We start from the raw sequence: 22,917 nt of genomic DNA, 5'->3' as shown, positions 1-22,917 counted from the left end.
AACTCATATTTCGGACTAAGATTCACTTTAGCGCTTTTTTCAATGAATTAAAACTCAAGCATCGCTTTCCAATCTCCGTTTATCTAACAAAAATTATTCTTTGATTACCTGAAAGTCTTGCAGCTGCTAAAAATTACGAACTGAGAAATTGCCCCGACCTCACAAACAAATTAATAAACATTATAGAAAATATAAATGAAGAAATTTCATGTCTCAGATCCCAAGTATAGGGTACGATACTAGGATTAAAAAGATGATTGTTGTAATCCTTTCAATTATCCTACTGTCAATTGTTGGTTTTTCAATGATCATTGCTTATCCTAACGCATTAGCATCTACTATGGACCAACAAGTGACCAATCAAATTTTGGAATATGAGAAGTGGAATTGTGGAATAGAAAGTACACCAAATTCCAACTATTTCGTAACAGAATTTCAGGTCCCAGAGACATGTAGTATCCCCATAGCCATTACATATGATAATGCAGAGAATAAGGTATGGTTTATTTCCACTAGGAATGGAACTTTATTTGGATTTGATCCGACTAAACTGACATTTGAATCCTACAGAATACCTTTCTGGTATTCAAGAGATCTTCCTGCGGGCAATTCTTGGAGTTGGGACGTAAAACTAGATAATACGATGAATAGTCTCTGGTTCACGGATGAAAAATTAAATTCGTTATGGAAATTTGACAAAATAGAAAAGAAATTCTATAATTACCCCATCCCCTTTAGATCAGAGTTTTTTTCTACCTCTTATCCAATATCATTGGGATTTGAAAATAATAATAGTATGTATTTTGTAGGAATAAGATCTCTCTCTTTGTGGCACGGTCAAATTGATAAGATGACAAATGGAACCTCACAAGGACTGGAAGAAATACCAATTCCGCTTAAGAATGCATTTCAAACTATTCCAAACTACGAAGTAGGGTTGGGATCGTTGGCAATTGATAAGGAAAACAAAATAATTTGGATTACAGCTCTAGCGTTTGAAAAAAAAGGTGTCTTAATCAGGTACAACATAACGGATAATAAATTTGATATTTTTGAATTACCTACCAGCATTAAATCTCCAACTGGCATAGCAGTGGATTCCCACGGTAAAGTCTGGATAACAGACCACGCTACTAGTTCTTTTTACAAAATATCTCCACCAGATAACTCAAAAAACTTGACAAGTACAAATATAGAACATGTTGTAACATCACCACTTTCATCAAGAATCATTGGAATTGATTATTATGACATTTCAAACAAATCTGTGAATTTATTCAAAAATACCTTACCCTATTGGATAAAGACCACCAATGATAATTCGATTTGGACTAATGAGCACGTCGGAAATAAAATTGCAAGATTTGTCCCAGACAAAGATACCTTGATAGAATATTGGATCCCAACACAAAATATTCATTTTTCCGTATGTGATCCAGTTAATAGTAGCAAGCAATGCGGCTATTCTAATGTATTGCAATTTGACGTATCAGCAGAGTCCTCCAATGCTTCGGCGGACATTGGACCACGTATCTGGTTTACAGAACAATCAGAAAATAAGATAGGTTTTATTGATTTAGATAAAGGTATCCCCATATCTTTGTCCATTAGTCCTAAAGTAATAAGCCTGCGCAACAGTAACAATAGTATCGAAAATATTGAAATAACCGTAAACAAAAGTGACCCAATTTTAGATTTTCAAAAACACATACCACCATTAACCCACAACGACACATTCTTCTTTAAGCCAATAATCGCAGGGACATTTGTACCTAATGGAGACCTAATGGGTATGCGTGTTTCTTTTTATCCTGAAATTTTAGAAATTAAATCTCAGGATTTAATAGAAAATGAAACATCATATCTAGGGAGGGTTAATGTCACTCTAGGTGGGACGCAATATGTACCCCCAGGAAACTATTCTTTGATGATAGGTTTAGAAGGCCAAGATTTTTCTATTCTAAAGAAAGTAAAATTAAATATCTCAGGTTGACAACATGTCCCAATTTTCTCAATTGAGAATTTATGCGTCAGATGCACATCTAAAACCTGAAAAAAGTATCCGCTCATGAGGCTTGAAATAGTTTCTGTAGCTACTTCGTATTTGCTCTTTTGGAGTAGCAAAGCTCCCTCCACGAAGTACCTTTTGATTAATTGCCCATTTGTCTGTATACTCCTCAAATCTGGATTGAAAGCCTGGATACAACACATATTCAGACGAAGTCCATTCCCAAACGTCCCCGAGCATTTGATAGCACCCGCAGTGACTCTTACCCTTTGGGTAACAACCTGCTTCAGCCGGATGCCATATGTAAGAATCTAGCAGATTGGCGTGCTCATTTGTCATTGGGGTATTACCCCAAGGATAAATTGTTTTGGAATTAGATTTGCTATCCCATGAAGCAGCTTTTTCCCATTCGGCTTCTGTTGGCAACCTCTTTTTAGCCCATTTACAAAAAGCGTCAGCTTCATAATAGCTCAAGTTTACGATTGGTTCATCTATTCTAATTTCCTGAGTACCTCGAAAATCCTTTTTTTTCCATTTGTTATCGTCTTTGTCAAATACCCAATAAAGTGGCGAGTCCCAATTTTCAGACAATACCATCTCCCAGCCATCTGCCAACCAATATCGGTAATTTTGATATCCTCCTGCTTCAACAAATTCTATGAATTCCCTGTTTGTAACTAATTTGTTATCAATCTTATATTTATTCAAATATACTTTGTTTTCTGGTAACTCATTATCATAACAAAATTCTTTACCGTTGTAGCCCAGTAAGAATATACCGCTGTCAATGTGTATCATTTCCTTTGGAACTTGTTCCAAGACAAGAGGGACATTAGCCTTTCTTGGCACATAGTTATCAGAATCGTCAAGAAATCGATTATAGTAGTACTGAAAATCATAAATCATCAACTCCTGATGTTGTCTTTCGTGATTAATTGCGGTATAGATATCCAAGATTAACCCATCTGTATAGTCTTTTGGATCTTTGGTCCTCAATTTTATAAAGTCTACAAATAGTTTCTCTATTTCCTTTCTATACTTGATAGTTTGCATTACAGTGGGTCTAGGATATCTCCCTCTGTCACTTTTCTTGAGAATTGACCCGTATTTCTGATAATAGGAATTCAAATAGGAGAGGTTAAAATCGTCATCATAGTTGTTATAGCTTTTAGAGTATTTCTCTAAAATCTTGTGAAAAAACCAAGTTACATGTGCTATGTGCCAATTAGGTGGGCTTCCAAAATCGCTCGACTGCATCACTGCATCCTCAATATCCAGAGGAGAAAATAATTCCAAGGTCGTATTTCTCACATCCATGAACTCTTTGATCAACCCTTCAATTTGCAATGAGGTTTGCATACTGTATTTTAATAAATAAAAAAGTATTTTAACATAATTTACCTATTTCTGTGATCTCAAAATATCAAAGTTGAAATATCCAATAATATTATAGTAGTGTACTGATATAGTTTGGAAAACAGTGAATCACAACCATCAGGAATAGAACAAATTTCACAGGGTGACAATAGTCAAAGAAGATACCCCAATAATAGGAGCAATGGCAATGGAGGCAGCAATGGCAATGGAGGCGGTAGCTACAACAGATTTTTTAAGCCATCCCCAGTAAATGCAGGAGAAGAACACGAGATAGATATAGAATCGATGAGTAAAAGAGGGGATGCAGGTGTAGGAAGGATTCAAGGATTAGTAATTTTCGTTCCGAATACGAAAGTAGGAGACAAAGTCAAAGTTAAGATTACTCGAGTAGGAAGAGGTTATGCTACAGCAGATTTGGTAGAAGCTAAACCTGAAGAATAACCTTAAAAAACTTTTCTAGTTTTTTTCACAAATTTTCTCAATTATTTATGAATAAATGAGTTAGCGCTTGACTCATGTAATGCAGTTACCTAGGAAGGTAATAATAGGGAACAGTATTTTAAAGAATTCGGGAGAGTTCATCAAAAACAGTGAGCAGAGTATTAATAAAATTGCAATCATAAGTGGTAAAAATGTTAAAAACAAGATAGCAGGGATTATAGAAGAGAGCTTATCCGAAAGTAATCTCCAATTTGAATGGGTAATTGCAAAAGAAGCATCATTCCAACAAGTCGACTCGGTTACGAGTCTACTAAATGATCGAAACATCTCCCTCATTGTAGGTTTGGGAGGAGGCAGATGTATAGATCTAGGAAAAATGATAGCCACAAGGTTGAGAGTCTCATTTGTAAGTATTCCCACGTCAGCCTCACATGATGGAATATCTAGTCCTTTTGTTTCGCTTAAGGGAAATGATAGACCTTATTCTATTAAGGCGGATACGCCTATTGAGATAATAGGAGATTTAGATGTTATTTCAAACGCCCCCTATAGACTAATTGCCAGTGGGTGCGGAGATTTAATAGCAAAGACAACCGCCATAAAGGACTGGGAACTAGCGAGAGATCATAATAACGAGTACTATGGCGAATATGCAGCAAAGTTGGCCCAATTAGGATCTAGAATGGTTATAGATATTTCTAAGAAAATTATTAAAAACGAAATTACTGCTCAATTAACAAGGACTATAGTTGAAGGATTAATAAGTTCTGGAGTAGCGGCCGGTATAGCCGGAAGCAGTAGGCCATGTTCAGGGTCAGAGCATCTCTTCAGCCATGCACTAGAATACATTACTGAAAACAAATGTGGATTACATGGTGAAAGGGTAGGAATTGGAACTATTATTATGGCCAGATTGCATAATCTAGATTGGTTGGAGATTAAAGACTCCCTGAAAAGAATTGGTGCTCCCACAACTTCTAAGGGAATAAATGTAGATAAAGATCAAATAGTAGAAGCTTTATTGCTTGCAAAGAAAATCCGACCTGAAAGGTACACCATCTTGAACAGGCTTGATATTAGTTCGTCAAAATATCAAGACATTCTAGATGAATTAGGGATTTTAGATTGAAAAACGATCTAAACTTCGGATAAATGACAATAATAAAGTTAGGATTTTTCCTTTTTAGATTTAGTACCGACCTCTGTGGATTTGTCATCGATCTCTGTATTTTCTTTTATATCCTTATCATCCTTATCATTACTAGTATCGTTTTCCAAAGTAGAATCAATATTTTCTGTTTCCGAGGGTTTCTCAACGGTTGAAACGGAATTAGTGTATTTCTCCAAAAATACTATGGATTTTAAGGAAGGTATAAATTTGAAAATATCGGTGGATATTCCTCTTTTGATAATTTGAATACCCTCTATCAAGAATGTATTTTCAGGGAGAGATATTTCTAGTTCAGAATCTTTATTTTCATATTTAACATCTGTCAGGTCTATGGGCAACCGTCGCCTAATCAGGTTCGAAATTTTTTCACTGTCATCTTCCAGTTTTTTTACAATATTTGCGGAATATACAAGAGTCCTTCCTGCATACTTGTGGTTAAAATCAACTTGAACCCGTCCAGATCCAATAAAACGGATGATTCCGATTCTATCATCTAATTCTATTACATCTCCAATACTTACTTCATTTGCTTTTTCACCGAGTTTGAGTAACGGGATCATGCGGACTTTAGATGGATCTCGTTCCCCAAATGCCTTTGCAGGAGGAATTTCAATATTTAGCGGGGTATCGATACTAGACTCTAGTAAGGCTTCGTCCAAGCCTTTTAATACCCAGCCTTCTCCTACACCCAATAAACGCGGTTCATATTTCTTATTTGGATCATAGTCGGGGTTATTTTTAACATCATCCTCTCTAGTTGTCTCAAAAATCTCATTAGTATCTTTAATCTTAGCAGTATAATCAAGTAGAATAAGTGAACCTTTTTCCAATGTCATAAAATTCGCTATTAATTTTCCCTATATTAAGTTTGACAATAAAACAAAAAGGATTGTTTTATAATTTTGTAATAGCTTTGTTTATGGCCCCGGATGGTACCTCGATGTTCATCATTCTCAATGCAGACTCTATGGCAGACAATGTCCTCACTACATGATATTTGTTAACTTCTCCCATTGATCCGATTCTGAAAACTTTACCCTTAAGGTTCCCAAACCCTCCTGCGATTAGGATCTTAAATTCATTAGACAAGAGATCCCTAAATTTCTTGTCGTCTACTCCAGGCAAATAATTGACAGCGATAACGACATTGCTGCGTGCATCGGGTTTCGCGTAAGGAGTCAATCCCATTGCTCCCAAACCTTCGTAGAAGGCATCCGCACACCTTCTGTGTCGTTCAATTCTATTTGCTAATCCCTCCTCAAATATTAGATTAAGGGCTTCATCATAAGCATAACACAAAGGTAATGCAGGTGTAAAAGGTGTTTCATAATGTTCCTGATAATATTTAAAATATCTCTTGAGGTTAAAATAGAGAATCGGTGCAGAATTCTCTTGTATGTACTTCTTAGCCTTTGAACTTATAGAGATTGGGGAAACTCCGGGAGGAGCAGCTATAGCCTTTTGAGACGCTGTGAGACATAAATCGATATTCCATTTATCCACTGGTAATTCATCCCCACCTAATATAGATACTGAATCTGCGATAAAGAAACAATCATTTCTGGAGCACAAGTCACCTAACTTGTCCATATACCTAATTGTCGTTCCTGTTGAAGTTTCATTGTAAACTGCATACAATGCTTTGATATCCTTATGTTTGTCAAAAACTTCTTCGAATTTTTCGAATGGGGGATTCTCACCGAATGGCGATTCGATCCTTATAGATTGCCCTCCCCAGCTATCTATCAGATCTGCTAATCTTGTACTAAATTCACCATTTACTGGTATTACCACCTTATCACCTTTTTTTATTAGGTTTACTACTGATGCCTCTACTGCACCAGTTCCAGAGGAAGATAATAATACAATGTCACCTTGTGTCTGAAATAGTCTTTGGGTTTTTTCTATGATCGATCTATACAATATTCTAAAATCTTCACTTCTATGATTAATTATGGGAGCTAACATAGCATTCATTACTCTGTTGGGAACATTTGTCGGTCCTGGCAACATTACTAGATATTCCATGGCAACTTTCAAAATTAGAGGGAGCCTACCCGTTATTTATAAGTAATTCATTTGTTTTGGTCTTATATGAGGAGAGGCATTTGAATCAGTTTCAGAATAGACGAAAGAAACTAATCGATCTCATGAATACTAGGAGAGAAAACCAAAAGAATACTACTAACGTGGCTATGGTTCTTGATAAGCCCGAAGACATATTCTATCTTACGGGTTTTTGGGGGGAAGGTATTTTGGTCATATCAGAAACTTTTTCAAAATTAATAGTCCCGAAACTAGAGTATTCACGCGCTTTAAGAACGTCCAAGGATTGTGATATTGTTTCGTCAGAAAGAGGCAAATCCTTAACTGATTCTTTATTTAATCAATTGAATGTTAAATCTGTAGTTTACTATAGTAATAGTAATTATCATATCGTCAAAGAACTTGGCAAAAAAATAGGCAAAAAGGATCTTGTAGTCGATTATAACCCAGTCGAAAAACTAAGGGAAATAAAAGATGCACAAGAAATTGACAAGATAAGGAAAGCATCCAAAATAATTGATAAACTTTTTGAAGTTGCTACCAATGAAATTAGAGTAAATAGGACCGAGGAGGAAATTCAGGCCATACTTGTATATGAAGCCATGAAGATGGGTGCCAAATTTCCTTTTTATGAATTTACCTCTAACCCGTTAATAATTGCAAGTGGGTCCCAATCGTCATTTCCACATGCTGAGACATCCAGAAGGATAATTAGAAAGGATGAATTTATTGTAATAGACATTACTTTAAGTTATGATCATTATGTTTCTGATGCGACCAGAACCTTTGGAATAGGAAGGATATCAAATAAGATGAAAAGTGTTTATGAAATAGTAAAAACTTCTCAGGAAAACGGAATCAGACGATTATCAGAAACTGATAATTTCGCATTGGTTGATGCGAGCTGCAGAGATACAATTCAGAAGGAAGGTTATGGAGAATATTTTATTCACTCGACTGGTCACGGCATTGGATTAGAGGTACATGAATCCCCTTGGATAAGACCCAAAATAACTAGTCATATCCAAGAAAATATGACCATAACCATAGAGCCTGGTATATACTTGGAAAATAAATTCGGTGTAAGAATTGAAGATAGTTTATGCATAACTAAAAAGAAGAAAGGACAAATTGGACAACATTTTGATTCGCTTAATCTTAATTCCTTTGACAAAGAGTTGATTATTCTATGAATTGATTTTCAGGAAAGTAATAAAAACGAATAAAGATGACTAAATACCAACAGAAAAGAGATGTATTTGGGGATGAAGTAATTAGCTGCTCCAGTCTGAGTATTACAATGATGACCCTGCGACGAACTGACCCAATCGATCTAATTAAAAACAAACACAAAAGGTTCAGCATCATACACCTTGATATAATAAACTGATTTAAAGGGGCCAAGAACTATCTTAATATGATTATAGTAACCGACTCACATCTACCAAATGAAAGCAGCATCTTGACATAATCATTGGGAGATAAATCTCCGCCCGACCATGTTCGAAAATAAAATTTAACCGGCTTTGTCATCACCATTTCTGCGATAGGTTTAACTCCCTATCTTGCTACTCAAAGTCCATGAAGGGAAAATTGCAGTGGTTCTCACAAGAAATGAATATGGGGATTTTTTGCTTTGGAATCAACACATAAAGTCAAGAAATATCATAACATGAGTTACTCAGAGTTACTCTTTTATTTAGAATCTTCTCAGCATCTTTGGTTTCAGCAATTCTGGATGCTCTTTTAAGTATCCAATTTTCTGTAAAATATCTGTTTTGTTTTTAGGGAGAGTGCCGCCTATGGAGTATACATTAGACGCATGATTTGCTCTAAAAATAACGTTACCAGTAACAGTGATACCGTTGATCAAATTGTTCAATTCATCCAATACACCTAGATCATCAAGTGGAATGAAAGGTTCTTTGAATTTTGTATAAAACTCTTGCTCGATATCAGGTTCCATATAAAGAGTTAATGCTCCTATATAATCTGGTTCTATCTCGTTTATTACTTTGGATGTATCTTCTGCATGAACCTTGGAATAATTCTTACCACCCAAGCCCAGTATTATCATACATGACAGAATGAATCCGGTGTCTTTAGCTTTTTTACAACTGTCTACTATCATCTTAGATGTTGCTCCTTTTGTTACCTTTTTAAGTACCGTATTATTGCCGCTTTCTATGCCCAGATAAACCATATCCAACCCTGCTTTTTTTAAGGATTCCAATTCATCGTATGATTTTTCCAGTAAATTCTTAGGCATCGAGTAGCTAGATATCCTCTCTAAGTTTTTGAATTCTTTTCGTATCTTTGAGAGAATATGAATCAGTTTAGTTGTTTCCAAATTTAGCGCGTCACCGTCTGCCAAAAAGATCCGTTTGGTATCTGGAAAATAACTAGCCATCAAATCAATTTCTCTATCGATTTCGTCACTAGATCTTTCGGAATACTCTTTTGTTCTATACATATTACAAAACGAGCATTTGTTGAATGAACATCCTAGTGTAACTTGAAAAATCAAAGATTGTGATTCAGATGGTGGACGATATAAAGGATAATCATAAACCAGTTCCATAAGGTAAAATGGAATGAACCACAATAAATAACTTGTTCGATCAAATCTTTAGACCAATTTTTTACTTATTTTCGAGAAAGCAGATATCTCAGACTCTACTTACAAAAAGAATAAAATAATATAAAATCTATAGCATTTATTTGAAAAAGGCCTCAATACCTTATGCTTGACCTGTATCATAACGGAATTAGTCATTTTGTTCTTAAATTAATAATGTATCGTCACTTTCATGTTATTAGATAGCAATTGTTTTATCTTAAAAAATGTTTTACAAATCAAAAATGAAAGTATAAAAAAGAGTTAAGGATAGATTCCTACTTATTTCCTTTGAACAAATTCATTAACATTTCCAATGGATTCTTGGATTCTGTTGCATTTGTACTGTTTCCGCTTGTTGCATTGTCTGCTGCTTGTCCAACTTCACTTGCGGTGTTGTTTGCTGCTTGGCTTGCGCCTTCTGTTGCATTGTCTGCTGCTTGTCCAACTTCACTTGCGGTGTTGTTTGCTGCTTGGCTTGCGCCTTCTGTTGCATTTCCAGCTGCCTCACCAGTTTCGTTTGCTGCACTACTTAAGGTCTCTGTTACATTACCAGCTGCCTCACCAGCTTGATCCAATGCTCCTCCTATACTATTGCCAACTTGTTCCCCTAAAGATTGAGCATTTACTGATTGGGTGAAATAATTTCCACCACTACCGGCTATTAAAGAGATAATTCCTGCAAAAACGAACATCCCTACTGCATATTTAATAAAATTCATTAGAAAGTATTAGTATGGGGTTGTTTTTAAAATTTACATATAATATTTTTATAGAAAAATTAACAATTCATAAATTATATCTCAATCATATCGAATTTTTTACTACATTTTTGATATTAACCTGAGATTATTGAAAATAATACGTAGATAAATTAATTTTGAAAAAAAGTTAATGTGGTTTGATCTCTACAGGAGCAAAAAATTGGATCACTATGCTAAGTATATAAAGCCCCACAAGAAATATCCCGACGCGGATGCCGATGTATTTTTTAAACAACGGAATCAACGCTACAACAGTAATTGATGTAGCTAGCATCATCTGAAACCACAATAGCTCACTGTTAGGAATGGTAGTAAAGAACCCACCATGATACATGGCAGCTATGATTGCCACACCCAATAGTAGAGAATTATTTAGTATTTTGGACCCAAGGACATTTGCTATAGCGATTGCAGTCCCTGCAGCCCCCTTCCTGGCTAATATCATCATAGAAATTTTTTCTGGCATTTCTCCTGCAATAGGACTGATTATGACTGCTAAAACAATAGTGGATACTCCAATATCTTCAGAAAAGGTCTGAAGAGAATCAATAAATGGACCAGCAGCTACCAAAATACCAATGGTTCCTGCTACGAAAGCCAAAATAGCTTTTGTCATATCATTCTTGTTTGTTAAAATATGAACCGGAGTAGCAACTGATTTACCTTCTATGGTCTTTACAACGGCTGGTTCACTGATCTTTTGTTCTCTCTTCATCTCTATATACGCTATCAATACATAAGCTACGAACATTCCAACAAAAACGAATCCATCTATGAAATTATATCCGTCAAGCAAGAGAATTGCACTGACTAAAGCAGAGACCAATAGGAACACTTTATCAATTTTGAATGTGCTCACATCAATTCTTTTAATCGGTGCTTTTGATAACCTAGTAGTTGCAATTATTAACATTAATGCTAGACCGAGAGTCATCATCAAAATATTACTTCCAAGCCCTGCACCTATTGCAACTTCATAGAGGCCTACTGATGCCGCATAAATGACAATTGCTATTTCTGGAAGCGTTGTTGCAACACTTAGCAAGGTTCTACCGACAAATTTAGCTCCAAATCTTGTAGACAAATGTTCTGCACCGTATGATAAAACCCAGCTTGCCAAGATGAGCCCTCCCAGCCAAGCCAACATTAGTAGAAAATTCTCAATATTCAAAAACAGTTAAATTTATCGCAAAACAGCATATAAATTTAATATTTTGTCTTAAATAATTTGATAATTGAAAGGACAAATAGTCCAGTAAAATCAAATTAAACAGTACATTAAAGAATGATATGGATTTTGCTAGCAGCAATATTAATAAATACAATGAAATAAACCACTTGGTTTCAGCCAGGAAGAATTCATTTGAGGTCACTTTCAGAATGATGGAATTGAAAGAAATACAATCCGATAGTTTGTTGGAAGTAGCAGAAAATAAAGTCCTGCAAGCATTTAGGATCAATAAAAAAGAAATATTTGTCGAAGATGACGGTCTTTTCATAGAAGCCCTAAAAGATTTTCCTGGTGTTTATTCTTCATATGTAAATAAAACAATTGGAAACGTAGGTATTCTAGACCTGCTAGGCAATAAGGTAAATAGAAACGCGAGTTTCAAGTCGATAATTGCATTCCATGATGGTAATAAAATCGAATTATTTACCGGTGAAATAAAAGGTAAAATAGGATTTGAACTTACAACCGGAGGTTGGGGTTTTGATCCGATTTTCATACCTGAAAATTCTGACTTGACATTCGGCCAAATGGATATGAAAACAAAGAATCAAATATCGCATAGAAAGGTTGCTTTAGATAGGTTTCTAAAATGGTATCAATCTCAAGGCTAAAATGAGCATAAGTCTTTTACTGCGGATAAGAATCTATCCATCTTGAAATAAATCTAGCTTTGTTCTGCAAAACAACAATTCTAGATACTATACTCTCATCCATTATAGAGTAATCATCCAAATGGGTTTTTAATCCACTGGAAAACGCCCTCACCTCATCCATCTCTAACATATTTGATTCTTCTAGTCTATTTGTAGACATTCCGATATGCATGTATGATTTCAATTCAATAAAATGTGGATTTCCTATTTCAACTAATTTAGCAAAATCCTCAAGAAATATAGGATTATCGTTGAAATTTCGAATTAAAGTAAACCGTAAGACCGTGCGGGTATTAACTTGGGAAATAAAATCAAGACTCTGAAGCCATCTCTCCCATGCATTTCTATGCCTTGGTCCATTTATTTTATAGAACAGATTCTTGTTTGATGCGTTGGTGGACAAGTAGATTTGAGTTGGTAAAGCATTTTCATTGGCTAGTCGATACAACATTTCAGGTTCTTGTCCGTTAGTCACCAAAAATATAGACTTTGTGGCCTTGAGTCTGGACAAGTATTTTATTAGCTCAGGCAATTTAGGATACATAGTCGGTTCCCCTGAAAGAGAAACTGCGTAATGTTCTGGGAAAAGAGATTCATCTAATTTAGAGAAGTTAACTCCGGTCTTCCCATAATATCCAACGACCAATTTTCGTCGTTCTTCTAAAAGGTTTTGAACAATTATTTCTGGATCATCAACCAAATGGGCTGGCATTTCCATTGTATCGTAAAATTCGGTCGGTCTCCAACAATAAATGCAACGATTCTCACAATTTAGAGCTGTAGGAGTCATTTCCATGCATCTATGAGTAGATATTCCATAAAATTTGTGCTTATAGCATGACCCGCCATCAGAAAAAGATTTTTTTGTCCAATGACATAATTCTACGGCTGAATGATTAAATACTCCATATTTGGCCTTCTTTAATTTTTGTTTAGCAGCAGGTGTAATTTGGATAAGATCAGCATCAGTATTGCTGTGAGAATATATTTCACCAGAACAGCTCATCCCTTTAGTGGATGAATATAGAAATATAAGTTTTATACAGTAGCAGAAGTTTAAGACAAATTTTTGCTATGTATGTAAAGTTAAAACAATTATATATTAATAATCAATATAAAATTTTGATTCAATTAGTGGCCTTCGTAGTATAGCCTGGTTAGTATAGGCGGCTGTGGATTTCACTTAGTTTCTTAAAGAATACGGAAACCGCTTGAGGAGGGTTCAAATCCCTCCGAAGGCCCCTCAGGTCTATAAACAAATTCTCGCGGAAAAATATGTCCTACGGCGGTGACTTTCCTGGCACTTCACTCTAATTTGATAAACTAGATCTACATCATAATCGGTCACCCCTTCGCAATATCCTTGTCAATTATAGTAGAACTTTCATGAAAGTTTGAATAGTTATATCGACATTACTTTCCAAAATTCCAATAAAAATATGAGTTATTTTATTTTGTTTGGTACCTCAGATCTTTTGTCTATAGTTAAAAAAAGACCTCCGCTAGTAATCTTGTCTTGATCAATAATGTCTGAATCGATTGAACTACTAGGTCCATTTTCACTTTCACTATCGAATTCGCCTTTGGCATCTCTGTTGGGATCGACGTATGTAAGATCATCTAATCCATCATAATTTGTACTCAAGCCAAGCCCTGACCCCGCTGTTTGAAATAACATTTTAATCGATCTTAGGAATTCTTAGAATGTGGTTATCATTATAATTAATGTTTTGCCAAGTCGGAATCATATAACAATTGCTCGTGAGTTTTTATTTCTCCATGTCAATAAGTTGTATGATAAATTAATAATAATATAAAAAATAAAAATAAATCAAAATAATCTATTCCGTTATTTCGGATACTACTACGATATATGCATTATTAAAACAAGAAAAAAAATTTGTTGAATGTATATTGAAATTGCATTTTTTCCACTGAATGTCAGGTTTAATATACCACCGGAAGTTAAAAAACGTCAAATGAACAACATAATCTACACATTAAGATCGAGCTGATGAATGAACAAATGTTGATAAGAAAACAATCCGAAATAGTTTTTCATGTAGTTAAGAAATAATACTGGTGAAATCTACAACACAATTTTTCCCCAATCAATATGATGTGTGGCCAAAATAACATAACGCAAAGTCTATGTTAGGACCGGCAACAGGACTTAATTAACAAGGTTATTTCAGAACAGGGAATTTATTATTATTTTCCTGAAAAATTAATATCTTAAAGTCATATAATATGGATATGAATTCAAACAGTTCAAATGCTTTTGATAGCAAAAAACTAGAAGAATTTGTAACTCAGGCAATCAGCGATCTAGGCTGCAGTTTAGGATCCATGATGATTATTCTAGGTGACAGACTTGGTCTTTATAAGGCCCTAAGTCGATTTGGACCCATGACGTCAGAGGAGTTAGCTCATAATACGAACACAGCGGAACGTTATATCAGAGAATGGCTCGCAAGTCAGGCAGCAGCAGGATATCTAACTTATGATCCCGAAAATAAGAAATTTACTTTGTCAGCAGAGAATGCGATGGTCTTGGCAGATGAAAATAGTCCAGCATATCTCCTTGGTGGTTACCAAGTTTTAAGATCCATATTTAAAGATGAAGATAAGTTTGTAAAAATTTTTCAAACTGGGGAGGGACTGAGATGGGGTGATCATCATCACGATCTTTATGAAGGGACTGCAAAATTTTTCAGGCCTAATTATATGAGTAACCTAGTTCAATTCTGGATCCCCGCTCTTGATGGAATCGAACAGATACTGAGAAAAGGGGGGAAAGTTGCAGACATAGGTTGTGGGTATGGTATATCAACAACCATAATGGCACAACAATATCCAAATTCTCGATTCTTTGGATTTGATAACCACCTACCTTCTATTGAGGCTGCAACTGCTAATGCCAAAAACGAAAAGTTAGACAAAAACGTAAAATTTTCACAAGTTTCTGCAAATGAACCCATTGGTAACGACTACGACTTTGTGACTTTTTTTGATTGTCTTCATGACATGGGAGACCCTCTAGGAGCCTTGAAATTTGCTAAACAGTCCCTAAAACCCGATGGATCGTGTATGATAGTAGAACCTATGGCCAATGACAAAATAGAAGACAACCTGAACATGGTAGGAAGGATATACTACGCAGCCTCTTCCATAATTTGTGTCCCCAATTCCCTTGCAGATAAAGGAATTGCCCTTGGTGCACAGGCAGGTGAAAATATGGTTAGGAATTTGGCTCTCGAGGCAGGATTTACAAAATTCAGACGTGCTACTCAAACGCCGTTTAATATTATCTATGAAGCCAAATAAATATGGATTCAACCCATATCTAGTTTGATTCAATAGGGGTTTAGATTCATAGTGAGTATATCCTATTGGAAAAAAATTGTCGAATTGGTGGGAAAAATCTAAGTAGCGTCGTATTTGCACAATTGTCGGGTGACCCCCGCTGAGCTGACAAGACAACTAACGTGTAACTATTCAATCATAGACTTAAAATTAGTATATACTATCTTTGATAACTTTTGCACCTCCGATACGTTTCTATCGATATCTTTAACAAGTCCATCGCTACTTAGATTTTCATTTTTCAACTCTTTATGATACTTGCGAATCCAATTTTGAATCATATTTTTTGTTACCTCCAAATGAAACTGAATCCCAATGGCATTTTTGAATCTAAATGCTTGGATATATAAGTCCGATTCAGACAAAATTTCGGCTTCATTGGGCAAGGTAAACGTATCACCATGCCAGTGGAACACCCGGATTTCATTTCCTCGTATACTATCAAATATACTCGATTGGCCTTTACTTGTTATTCGTACTTCGCCCCACCCGATCTCTTTTTTTGGTCCTGGGTATACATTTCCTCCACAGCTAGAAGCGATTAGTTGTGAACCAAGGCAAATTCCAAAAATCGGGATCCCCAGATCGAAAGAAGAATGGATTAATTTTTTTTCTTCTAGGAGATAATCAAGGTTATCATTAACGGACATTGGTCCACCAAGAATAAAAACCGCATCGTATTCTGGTAAGTTTTGAGATCTTATTGCCTTTGTGGTGGCAAGGATTTCTTTGACCTTGAATCCGTCTGATAAAAAATAACTTTTCATGTTGCCTAAAGTCTCGATGGAAATATTCTTTATGCAAAGAATTTGGTTAGTATGACCCAAATTAACAGTTGGTATTCAATTCATATTTAAAAACATTATATAACTAAGAGTCCAACTCCTCATGACTAGACGACATGGATTTTAAAGAGATTCTATTCCTGACATACAGCTCCATTAAGGAGAGAAAAACAAGGAATGCTCTTACTATCCTTATGATCATAATGGGTTGCGGATTATTAGTTTCTCTTAATAGCCTATCTCAAGGTTTAATATACTTTGTAGAACAAAATTTTAAGAAAATTCTTCCTAATCAGATAGTTATATCAAATACTGATAAAATACAAGGGTCAAGTATAGATGGCATACGAAATAAACTGCAAGTGCTTTTCGACCAAAACATGACCTTGGTTGGAAAAAATATCCCTTTTGATGATAAAGCCATGCAATACTTGAATGAGATTCCCGGCGTTCAAATGATAAATCCGGCTTTTCAGGGTGTAGTAATGTTAAATTATCAAAATCATTCCCAAGTAACTAATGTTTTGGCCGTAGACTTTAATAACTTGACTAACATAATCCCTGATTTAAACAAAGGACTTGATGGTCTAGATTTAGCATCTCAAAATTATGTCGTAATCCCTCAGAAAATAAGTGAAAAAATATTCATGAATACTTCTGATCAAATAATCAACAACGCTGCAGAAAACCAAGAAAGGAACCAATTCATAGATAATAAAAATGAGGTAACATTAAGTAATTTAAAAGGGCTTACTAGCGGCAAATCAGACTTATCTATTAATAGCACTTTTGCAGTATTAGGAATAATAAACTCCACAGGAAATCCTCTCCTAGACAACTCCATCTTCATTGACGTTCAAAAAGGAAAAGAAATTCTGGAAAAATCAGATGACTATGATCTGTTATTTTTAACATATGACAATATTGACAAAGTAGACAACATTGTAAAAGTTGTTCAAAAGTACTTTAATAATCAGGTAACCATTCTTAATTCACTTGAAATTATAAAAAGTCTGACTAAATTCATCATTGGAATTAGCACATTTATTTCAAGTATTGCTATATTTTCTCTGATAGTAGGCTCCATTGGGATAATCATCACCATTTACACCTCAGTAGTCGAAAGAACCAGGGAAATCGGGATAATTAAGGCATTAGGTGGAACAAATCGTGTTATACTTGGAATGTTCTTAATGGAATCTGTATTTCTGGGGATAATTGGAGCAATGGTAGGAATTGTATTTGGGTTTTTAGGTTCTCACATTCTTCTTAGTGGCTTTCTTTACTTTCTCAATCTACCCCTAGATATTTATCCAGTTTTTAATATCATAGAAATATCAAAAATTGGTATAACCGTTATAGTTTTGAGTATTTTTTCTGGACTGTATCCGGCTTACAAAGGTTCCAAGATTTCTCCAGTTCATGCCTTGTCAAAATTTTCTTAAGTTATGAGAATGCAAAATATTATCTAGCCGCTAGAATATATAGATTTAGATAAAATTGTTTAACAGATTCTTATTGGTAAGTGACATGGTTTATGAGTTATATTTGAGGTAGTAAGTCTTGGGCAATTTTCAATTATCAAACAATCTAGTGCCCAGTGGAGATCAGCCAAATGCAATTAGAGGATTGATAGATGGATTAGAAAAAAAGAAAAAAAGACAGATACTTCTAGGAGTTACTGGCAGTGGTAAAACGTATACAGTTGCCAATGTAATAGCCAAATACAATAAAAATACATTGGTAATATCACACAACAAAACTTTGTCCGCTCAACTATATACTGAGTTTAAGGAATTTTTCCCAAATAACAATGTAGGGTACTTTGTGAGCTTTTATGATTATTACCAACCAGAAAGTTATTTGCCTCAAACTGATACCTATATAGAAAAGGATACTGAAATAAATGAAAAAATCGAACAAATGCGTCTCGAATCAACATCAATGTTATTGTCAGGGGAACCGACAATTATCATCGCCACTGTTTCATGTATCTATTCATTGGGTTCACCCCATGAATGGAGAGAGCAATCTCTTACACTTAAGAAGGAGATGGAGATAGATAGAAGAAGTATTATCAGGAATTTAATAAAAATAAGATATGAAAGAAATGATATGAATTTGACAAGCGGATCTTTTAGTACCAAAGGAGACATAATAGATATTATTCCAGGATATTCTGATGATATAATAAGGATTAGTCTTTTCGGACATCATATAGAAAAAATTACAATGATCGATAAACTGACTAAAGATATAAAAAAAGAATTAGATTCGATAATCATTTTTCCTGCCAAACACTATATTGTAGATCAAGATAGTCAGAAAAGGGCACTCGTATCAATAAAGAAAGAATTGGAAGAATGGTACCCCAAATTGCCCTCCGAACTTGAAAGGCAAAGGTTGCTATCTAGGACAAATTATGATCTCGAAATGCTATCGGAACTAGGATATTGCAGCGGAATAGAGAATTATTCAAGGCACTTTGATGGGAGAAAGAGGGGTCAACCGGCTTATTGTCTATTAGATTTTTTTGATAAAGATTTCCTGTTAGTCATAGATGAATCTCATGTAACTTTACCTCAAATTATGGGAATGTACAAAGGAGATTATTCAAGGAAAAAAACATTGATAGATTATGGGTTCCGATTACCAAGTGCATTTGATAACCGACCTCTAAAGTTTGAAGAGTTTGAAAAATATCTTAATCATGTAATATATGTATCCGCAACGCCCGGAAAATATGAGATAAATAACCATGATAATCTTGTTGAGCAATTAGTTAGGCCAACAGGATTAGTCGATCCTCAAATAGAAATAAAAAAAACCCAAGGTCAGATTTCAGATCTAATCTATCAGATTCAAGAAAGGGTCTCAAAGAAGCAGAGAACGTTAGTGACGACATTGACTAAGAAGATGGCCGAAGATATGGCAGACTACCTCTCTAGAAACGGGATTAAGGTAAGGTATATTCATTCGGAAATTAGTGGGCTGGAACGGACTGAATTACTTAGACAGCTTAGGATAGGAGAGTTTGATGTGTTAGTTGGGATAAATCTGTTAAGAGAAGGATTAGACTTGCCTGAAGTTTCGCTTGTGGCTATTTTGGATGCTGACAAAGAAGGGTTCTTAAGAAATTATACTAGTCTTATTCAAACCTTTGGAAGGGCTGCTAGGAACATTGATGGGAAGGTAATCATGTATTCAAATTCGGTGACCAAATCCATAAAGGAAGCTGTAATAGAAACTAATAGAAGGCGCAAAAAACAGATTGAATTTAATCTAGAAAACAAAATTGAGCCTAAAAGTATCACAAAACCGATCCCTCAAAAGAATTCAAATATCTCAAACTTGGAGGTTAATTTGAAAGCAATGACTAGAAATGATTTAATAGAGTTATCGACCAAAATAGAGACTCAGATGAACAAATTTGCAGAGGAATTGGAGTTTGAAAAAGCAATTGAACACAGACAACATCTCAAAAAGGTAAATGAAATTTTGTTAAAACTGAAATCTAGTTAAGCCAAAATGGAAAATAAAATTGTAATTAAGGGAGCAAAGGAACACAATCTAAAAAATCTTAACTTAGAAATTCCAAAGAATAAATTAGTAGTTATTACAGGCTTGTCCGGTTCTGGGAAATCTACCTTAGCGTTTGATACCATTTTCGCTGAGGGACAGAGGAGATACGTAGAATCACTATCGGCATATGCAAGACAGTTCTTGCAAATCATGGACAAACCTGATGTAGATGTGATCGATGGGCTGTCGCCAGCAATAGCAATTCAACAGAAAACAACCAACAAAAATCCACGCTCGACCGTTGGAACAATTACCGAGATTTATGACTACCTTAGATTGTTGTTTTCAAAAATTGGGATCCCTTATTGTCCCAAATGCGGAACAGAAATATCCTACCAATCCGTAGAGTCGATAGTTACGTCAATACTTGATCTTACTAATAGTAACATCCCTGATGGAATGTTATTAGTTTTGGCTCCTATTGTTAGAGAAAAAAAAGGGACATACGAGAAGACCATGGAAGCTCTAAAGGAACAAGGCTATTCTCGGATCAGAGTAGATAAGGAAATAATAGATATTGCTAATAGCAAGCAATTAGATATCATTTCGGCAAAGGAGAAACATTTAAGGCATTCAATTGAGATTGTTATCGACAGAATATCGAATAACAAAACATTGGAAGAAAAAGATAGAGTTTTCGAAGCAGTACAAAACGCAATTGAAAAAGGTGGCGGTATCGTCATGGCTTTGATCAACGGGAAAGAATATTTATTTTCTCAAAGAAATTCATGTCCTCTCTGTAATATAAGTATTGGAGAAATGGAACCTAGATTTTTTTCCTTCAATTCTCCATTTGGCGCTTGCCCAAGTTGCCATGGATTGGGAGTTGAAACAGAGTTTGATGTTGACTTGATCATACCCGACAAGACCAAAACGATCTTAGATGGTGCAATTAAACCATGGTCAGCGGGCCATTTTGCAAGTTTTAGGACCTCAATGCTAAAGGACGTGGGTAAAAGATTCGGTTTTAACCTCAATACTCCAATTGACAGAATGACCAAAGAACAAATTAATGTTATCCTAAATGGAACAGATTCAAAGATAAAGTATAATTATACATCAAGGTCGAGTGATAGTTCATGGGAGTATTCGGGTAGGTTTGAAGGAGTAATTTCCAATCTACAAAGAATATTCAATGAAACTGATTCGGAATCAAAACGCGAAGAAATTAGAAAATTTATGATTGAAAAACCCTGTGAACTATGCAGTGGTCAAAGGTTGAAAAAAGAAGTACTCTCTGTTAGGATAGGTGGAAAATCGATTATGGACATTTGTAACCTTCCTGTAGAAAAAACTATTGAATTCTTTAGTAACATTACTCTCGATAATAATGATTTAATAATTTCAAAACAAATATTAAAAGAGATAAATAGCAGGTTAAAGTTTCTATCAAATGTTGGTTTGAATTATTTGAACCTGAATAGGAATGCAGGTACACTCTCAGGTGGCGAATCACAAAGAATCAGATTAGCTACCCAGATCGGAACTAATTTGACCGGTGTACTATATGTATTAGACGAACCAACTATTGGACTGCATCAAAGAGATAATAAGCTATTGATAAACACCCTCTTCAAATTGAGAGAAATTGGAAACACTGTTATTGTTGTAGAGCATGACGAGGAGGTCATTAAAAATGCTGACTGGATCGTTGATATTGGCCCAAGGGCAGGAATACACGGTGGACAGGTCGTCGCGCAAGGAGAACTTCACGATATATTAAGAAGTAAGGATTCTCTTACCGCAGATTATTTAATTGGAAGAACGGTGGTAAATGAAACTCTTCAACGCAAAAATATCGGAGACCGATTTATCAAAGTTTTTGGTGCAAATGAGAACAATCTTAAAGATATTAATCCCATTTTTCCATTAGGTGTAATTACGGTAGTCACAGGTGTTTCTGGATCTGGTAAATCTACACTCGTTAATGATATATTATTTAACTATTTAACCAATCATTTTTATAAATCCAAATCAAGAATCGGAAAGCACCAGAGTATTGTGGGGACAGAACAGATTGACAAAGTTATAGGGATAGATCAATCTCCAATTGGTAGAACCCCACGGTCTAATGCTGTTACATATGTAAATGCTTTTACCTTCATAAGAGATTTGTTTTCAAGAACACAATTATCAAAAGAGCGAGGATATAAGATGGGTAGATTTTCATTCAATGTGCCTGGAGGCAGATGCGATATGTGTGATGGAGCTGGGGTTAGAAAAATAGAAATGCAATTCTTGCCCGATGTATATATTACATGTGATCAATGTAAAGGATGCCGATATAATAGTGAAACTTTGGCAGTCAAATATAAAGGAAAAAACATATCAGATGTTCTAAATATGACTGTGGAAGAAGCGCTAGAGTTCTTTAAAAACAATACCCCTATACGAAACAAGTTAAAGCTGTTGGATGAGGTAGGTTTGGGTTATTTACATCTAGGTCAAGCTGCTACTACACTTTCAGGAGGGGAAGCACAAAGGATAAAATTAGCAACCGAACTATCAAAAAGGGATTCAGGTAACACGATGTACATTTTGGATGAGCCTACCACAGGATTACATTTTGCAGATGTAAAGAAATTATTAAAAATACTGTTTAGGTTAAGAGAACTTGGAAATACGATCATTGTAATTGAACATAATCTTGATATCATCGCCTCCGCTGACTGGATTATCGATTTGGGTCCTGAGGGCGGAAATAAAGGAGGACAAATCATAGCAACTGGTACTCCTGAAGAGATTTCAGAGAATAACTCGAGTTACACCGGACAGTATCTAAAGGAAAAGATGAGAACATTAAGTGAGAAAGAATTGGTCGTAAAGAAAAACAGGTGAATGGATATATGGTATTGGAGGAAAGGATTGTTCTTTTT

18 protein-coding genes and 1 tRNA gene are annotated in these 22,917 nt (G+C 35.2%); 10 read left to right on the top strand and 9 right to left on the bottom strand.

Going from position 1 to position 22,917, the window contains the following annotated elements:
• The first annotated feature begins 208 nt into the window (after window positions 1-208).
• Window positions 209-1,993, top strand: coding sequence for a hypothetical protein (locus tag NMY3_RS08385; protein ID WP_196815448.1), 1,785 nt, complete (start codon window positions 209-211; stop codon window positions 1,991-1,993).
• 30 nt (window positions 1,994-2,023) lie between these two features.
• Here NMY3_RS08385 and egtB read toward each other — a convergent pair whose 3' ends face one another.
• Window positions 2,024-3,355, bottom strand: coding sequence for an ergothioneine biosynthesis protein EgtB (gene egtB, locus NMY3_RS08380; RefSeq protein ID WP_196815447.1), 1,332 nt, complete (start codon window positions 3,353-3,355; stop codon window positions 2,024-2,026).
• A gap of 123 nt (window positions 3,356-3,478) precedes the next feature.
• On the opposite strand from egtB, the gene NMY3_RS08375 reads away from it, so the two are divergent.
• Together NMY3_RS08375 and NMY3_RS08370 are read left to right on the top strand one after the other, a co-directional pair.
• Window positions 3,479-3,826, top strand: a complete 348-nt coding sequence (locus NMY3_RS08375; RefSeq protein WP_196815446.1) for a TRAM domain-containing protein — start codon at window positions 3,479-3,481, stop codon at window positions 3,824-3,826.
• A gap of 79 nt (window positions 3,827-3,905) precedes the next feature.
• Window positions 3,906-4,955 (top strand): sn-glycerol-1-phosphate dehydrogenase, encoded by a 1,050-nt coding sequence (locus NMY3_RS08370; RefSeq protein ID WP_196815445.1) that lies wholly within the window; start codon window positions 3,906-3,908, stop codon window positions 4,953-4,955.
• Window positions 4,956-4,993: 38 nt separating this feature from the next.
• Here the strand turns inward: NMY3_RS08370 and NMY3_RS08365 are convergent, their stop codons facing one another.
• Window positions 4,994-5,833: a peptidylprolyl isomerase gene (locus NMY3_RS08365; protein ID WP_231099959.1), complete on the bottom strand. Its 840-nt coding sequence runs from the start codon at window positions 5,831-5,833 to the stop codon at window positions 4,994-4,996.
• A gap of 58 nt (window positions 5,834-5,891) precedes the next feature.
• Complete coding sequence (locus NMY3_RS08360) at window positions 5,892-7,010, bottom strand: pyridoxal-phosphate-dependent aminotransferase family protein (RefSeq protein WP_196818506.1); 1,119 nt, start codon at window positions 7,008-7,010, stop codon at window positions 5,892-5,894.
• Window positions 7,011-7,105: 95 nt separating this feature from the next.
• On the opposite strand from NMY3_RS08360, the gene NMY3_RS08355 reads away from it, so the two are divergent.
• Window positions 7,106-8,236 carry an aminopeptidase P family protein gene (locus tag NMY3_RS08355; protein WP_196815444.1) on the top strand — a complete coding sequence of 377 codons (1,131 nt, stop codon included), beginning with the start codon at window positions 7,106-7,108 and terminating at the stop codon, window positions 8,234-8,236.
• A gap of 506 nt (window positions 8,237-8,742) precedes the next feature.
• On the opposite strand, the gene NMY3_RS08350 is transcribed toward NMY3_RS08355, so the two are convergent.
• The 3 genes from NMY3_RS08350 to NMY3_RS08340 all read right to left on the bottom strand — a co-directional run bounded on the left by NMY3_RS08350 (window position 8,743) and on the right by NMY3_RS08340 (window position 11,571).
• The gene (locus tag NMY3_RS08350; RefSeq protein WP_196815443.1) at window positions 8,743-9,624 is read right to left on the bottom strand and encodes a radical SAM protein; all 882 of its coding nucleotides are present in this window, start codon (window positions 9,622-9,624) and stop codon (window positions 8,743-8,745) included.
• Between the two features lie 314 nt (window positions 9,625-9,938).
• Window positions 9,939-10,382 (bottom strand): hypothetical protein, encoded by a 444-nt coding sequence (locus NMY3_RS08345; RefSeq protein WP_196815442.1) that lies wholly within the window; start codon window positions 10,380-10,382, stop codon window positions 9,939-9,941.
• A gap of 169 nt (window positions 10,383-10,551) precedes the next feature.
• Window positions 10,552-11,571, bottom strand: coding sequence for a sodium:calcium antiporter (locus tag NMY3_RS08340; RefSeq protein WP_257719973.1), 1,020 nt, complete (start codon window positions 11,569-11,571; stop codon window positions 10,552-10,554).
• A 143-nt stretch (window positions 11,572-11,714) separates the two neighbouring features.
• Between NMY3_RS08340 and rdgB the strand changes: the two genes are divergently transcribed.
• Window positions 11,715-12,266, top strand: a complete 552-nt coding sequence (gene rdgB, locus NMY3_RS08335; RefSeq protein ID WP_196815440.1) for an RdgB/HAM1 family non-canonical purine NTP pyrophosphatase — start codon at window positions 11,715-11,717, stop codon at window positions 12,264-12,266.
• Window positions 12,267-12,282: 16 nt separating this feature from the next.
• Here the strand turns inward: rdgB and twy1 are convergent, their stop codons facing one another.
• Window positions 12,283-13,314 (bottom strand): 4-demethylwyosine synthase TYW1, encoded by a 1,032-nt coding sequence (twy1, locus tag NMY3_RS08330; RefSeq protein WP_196815439.1) that lies wholly within the window; start codon window positions 13,312-13,314, stop codon window positions 12,283-12,285.
• A 131-nt stretch (window positions 13,315-13,445) separates the two neighbouring features.
• Between twy1 and NMY3_RS08325 the strand changes: the two genes are divergently transcribed.
• A tRNA-His gene (locus tag NMY3_RS08325) sits at window positions 13,446-13,549 on the top strand.
• Window positions 13,550-13,752: 203 nt separating this feature from the next.
• Here the strand turns inward: NMY3_RS08325 and NMY3_RS08320 are convergent.
• Window positions 13,753-13,953, bottom strand: a complete 201-nt coding sequence (locus NMY3_RS08320; protein WP_196815438.1) for a hypothetical protein — start codon at window positions 13,951-13,953, stop codon at window positions 13,753-13,755.
• 611 nt (window positions 13,954-14,564) lie between these two features.
• Between NMY3_RS08320 and NMY3_RS08315 the strand changes: the two genes are divergently transcribed.
• A complete protein-coding gene (locus NMY3_RS08315) occupies window positions 14,565-15,635 on the top strand; it encodes a class I SAM-dependent methyltransferase (protein ID WP_196815437.1) in 1,071 nt (356 codons plus the stop codon).
• A 167-nt stretch (window positions 15,636-15,802) separates the two neighbouring features.
• On the opposite strand, the gene NMY3_RS08310 is transcribed toward NMY3_RS08315, so the two are convergent.
• Window positions 15,803-16,441, bottom strand: coding sequence for a type 1 glutamine amidotransferase (locus tag NMY3_RS08310; RefSeq protein ID WP_231099958.1), 639 nt, complete (start codon window positions 16,439-16,441; stop codon window positions 15,803-15,805).
• Window positions 16,442-16,575: 134 nt separating this feature from the next.
• Between NMY3_RS08310 and NMY3_RS08305 the strand changes: the two genes are divergently transcribed.
• From NMY3_RS08305 to uvrA, 3 genes are all read left to right on the top strand, one after another.
• The gene (locus NMY3_RS08305) at window positions 16,576-17,904 is read left to right on the top strand and encodes an ABC transporter permease (protein WP_196815435.1); all 1,329 of its coding nucleotides are present in this window, start codon (window positions 16,576-16,578) and stop codon (window positions 17,902-17,904) included.
• Window positions 17,905-18,022: 118 nt separating this feature from the next.
• Entirely contained in the window at window positions 18,023-19,981 is a 1,959-nt protein-coding gene (uvrB, locus tag NMY3_RS08300; RefSeq protein WP_196818433.1) for an excinuclease ABC subunit UvrB, read from the top strand.
• A 6-nt stretch (window positions 19,982-19,987) separates the two neighbouring features.
• Window positions 19,988-22,879 (top strand): excinuclease ABC subunit UvrA, encoded by a 2,892-nt coding sequence (uvrA, locus tag NMY3_RS08295; RefSeq protein ID WP_196818432.1) that lies wholly within the window; start codon window positions 19,988-19,990, stop codon window positions 22,877-22,879.
• Window positions 22,880-22,917: the final 38 nt, after the last annotated feature.

This window comes from Candidatus Nitrosocosmicus oleophilus (assembly GCF_000802205.1).
GTDB lineage: Archaea > Thermoproteota > Nitrososphaeria > Nitrososphaerales > Nitrososphaeraceae > Nitrosocosmicus > Nitrosocosmicus oleophilus.
Note: the sequence above shows the minus strand (reverse complement) of the source record. Positions and strands in the feature narration are given on the sequence as shown.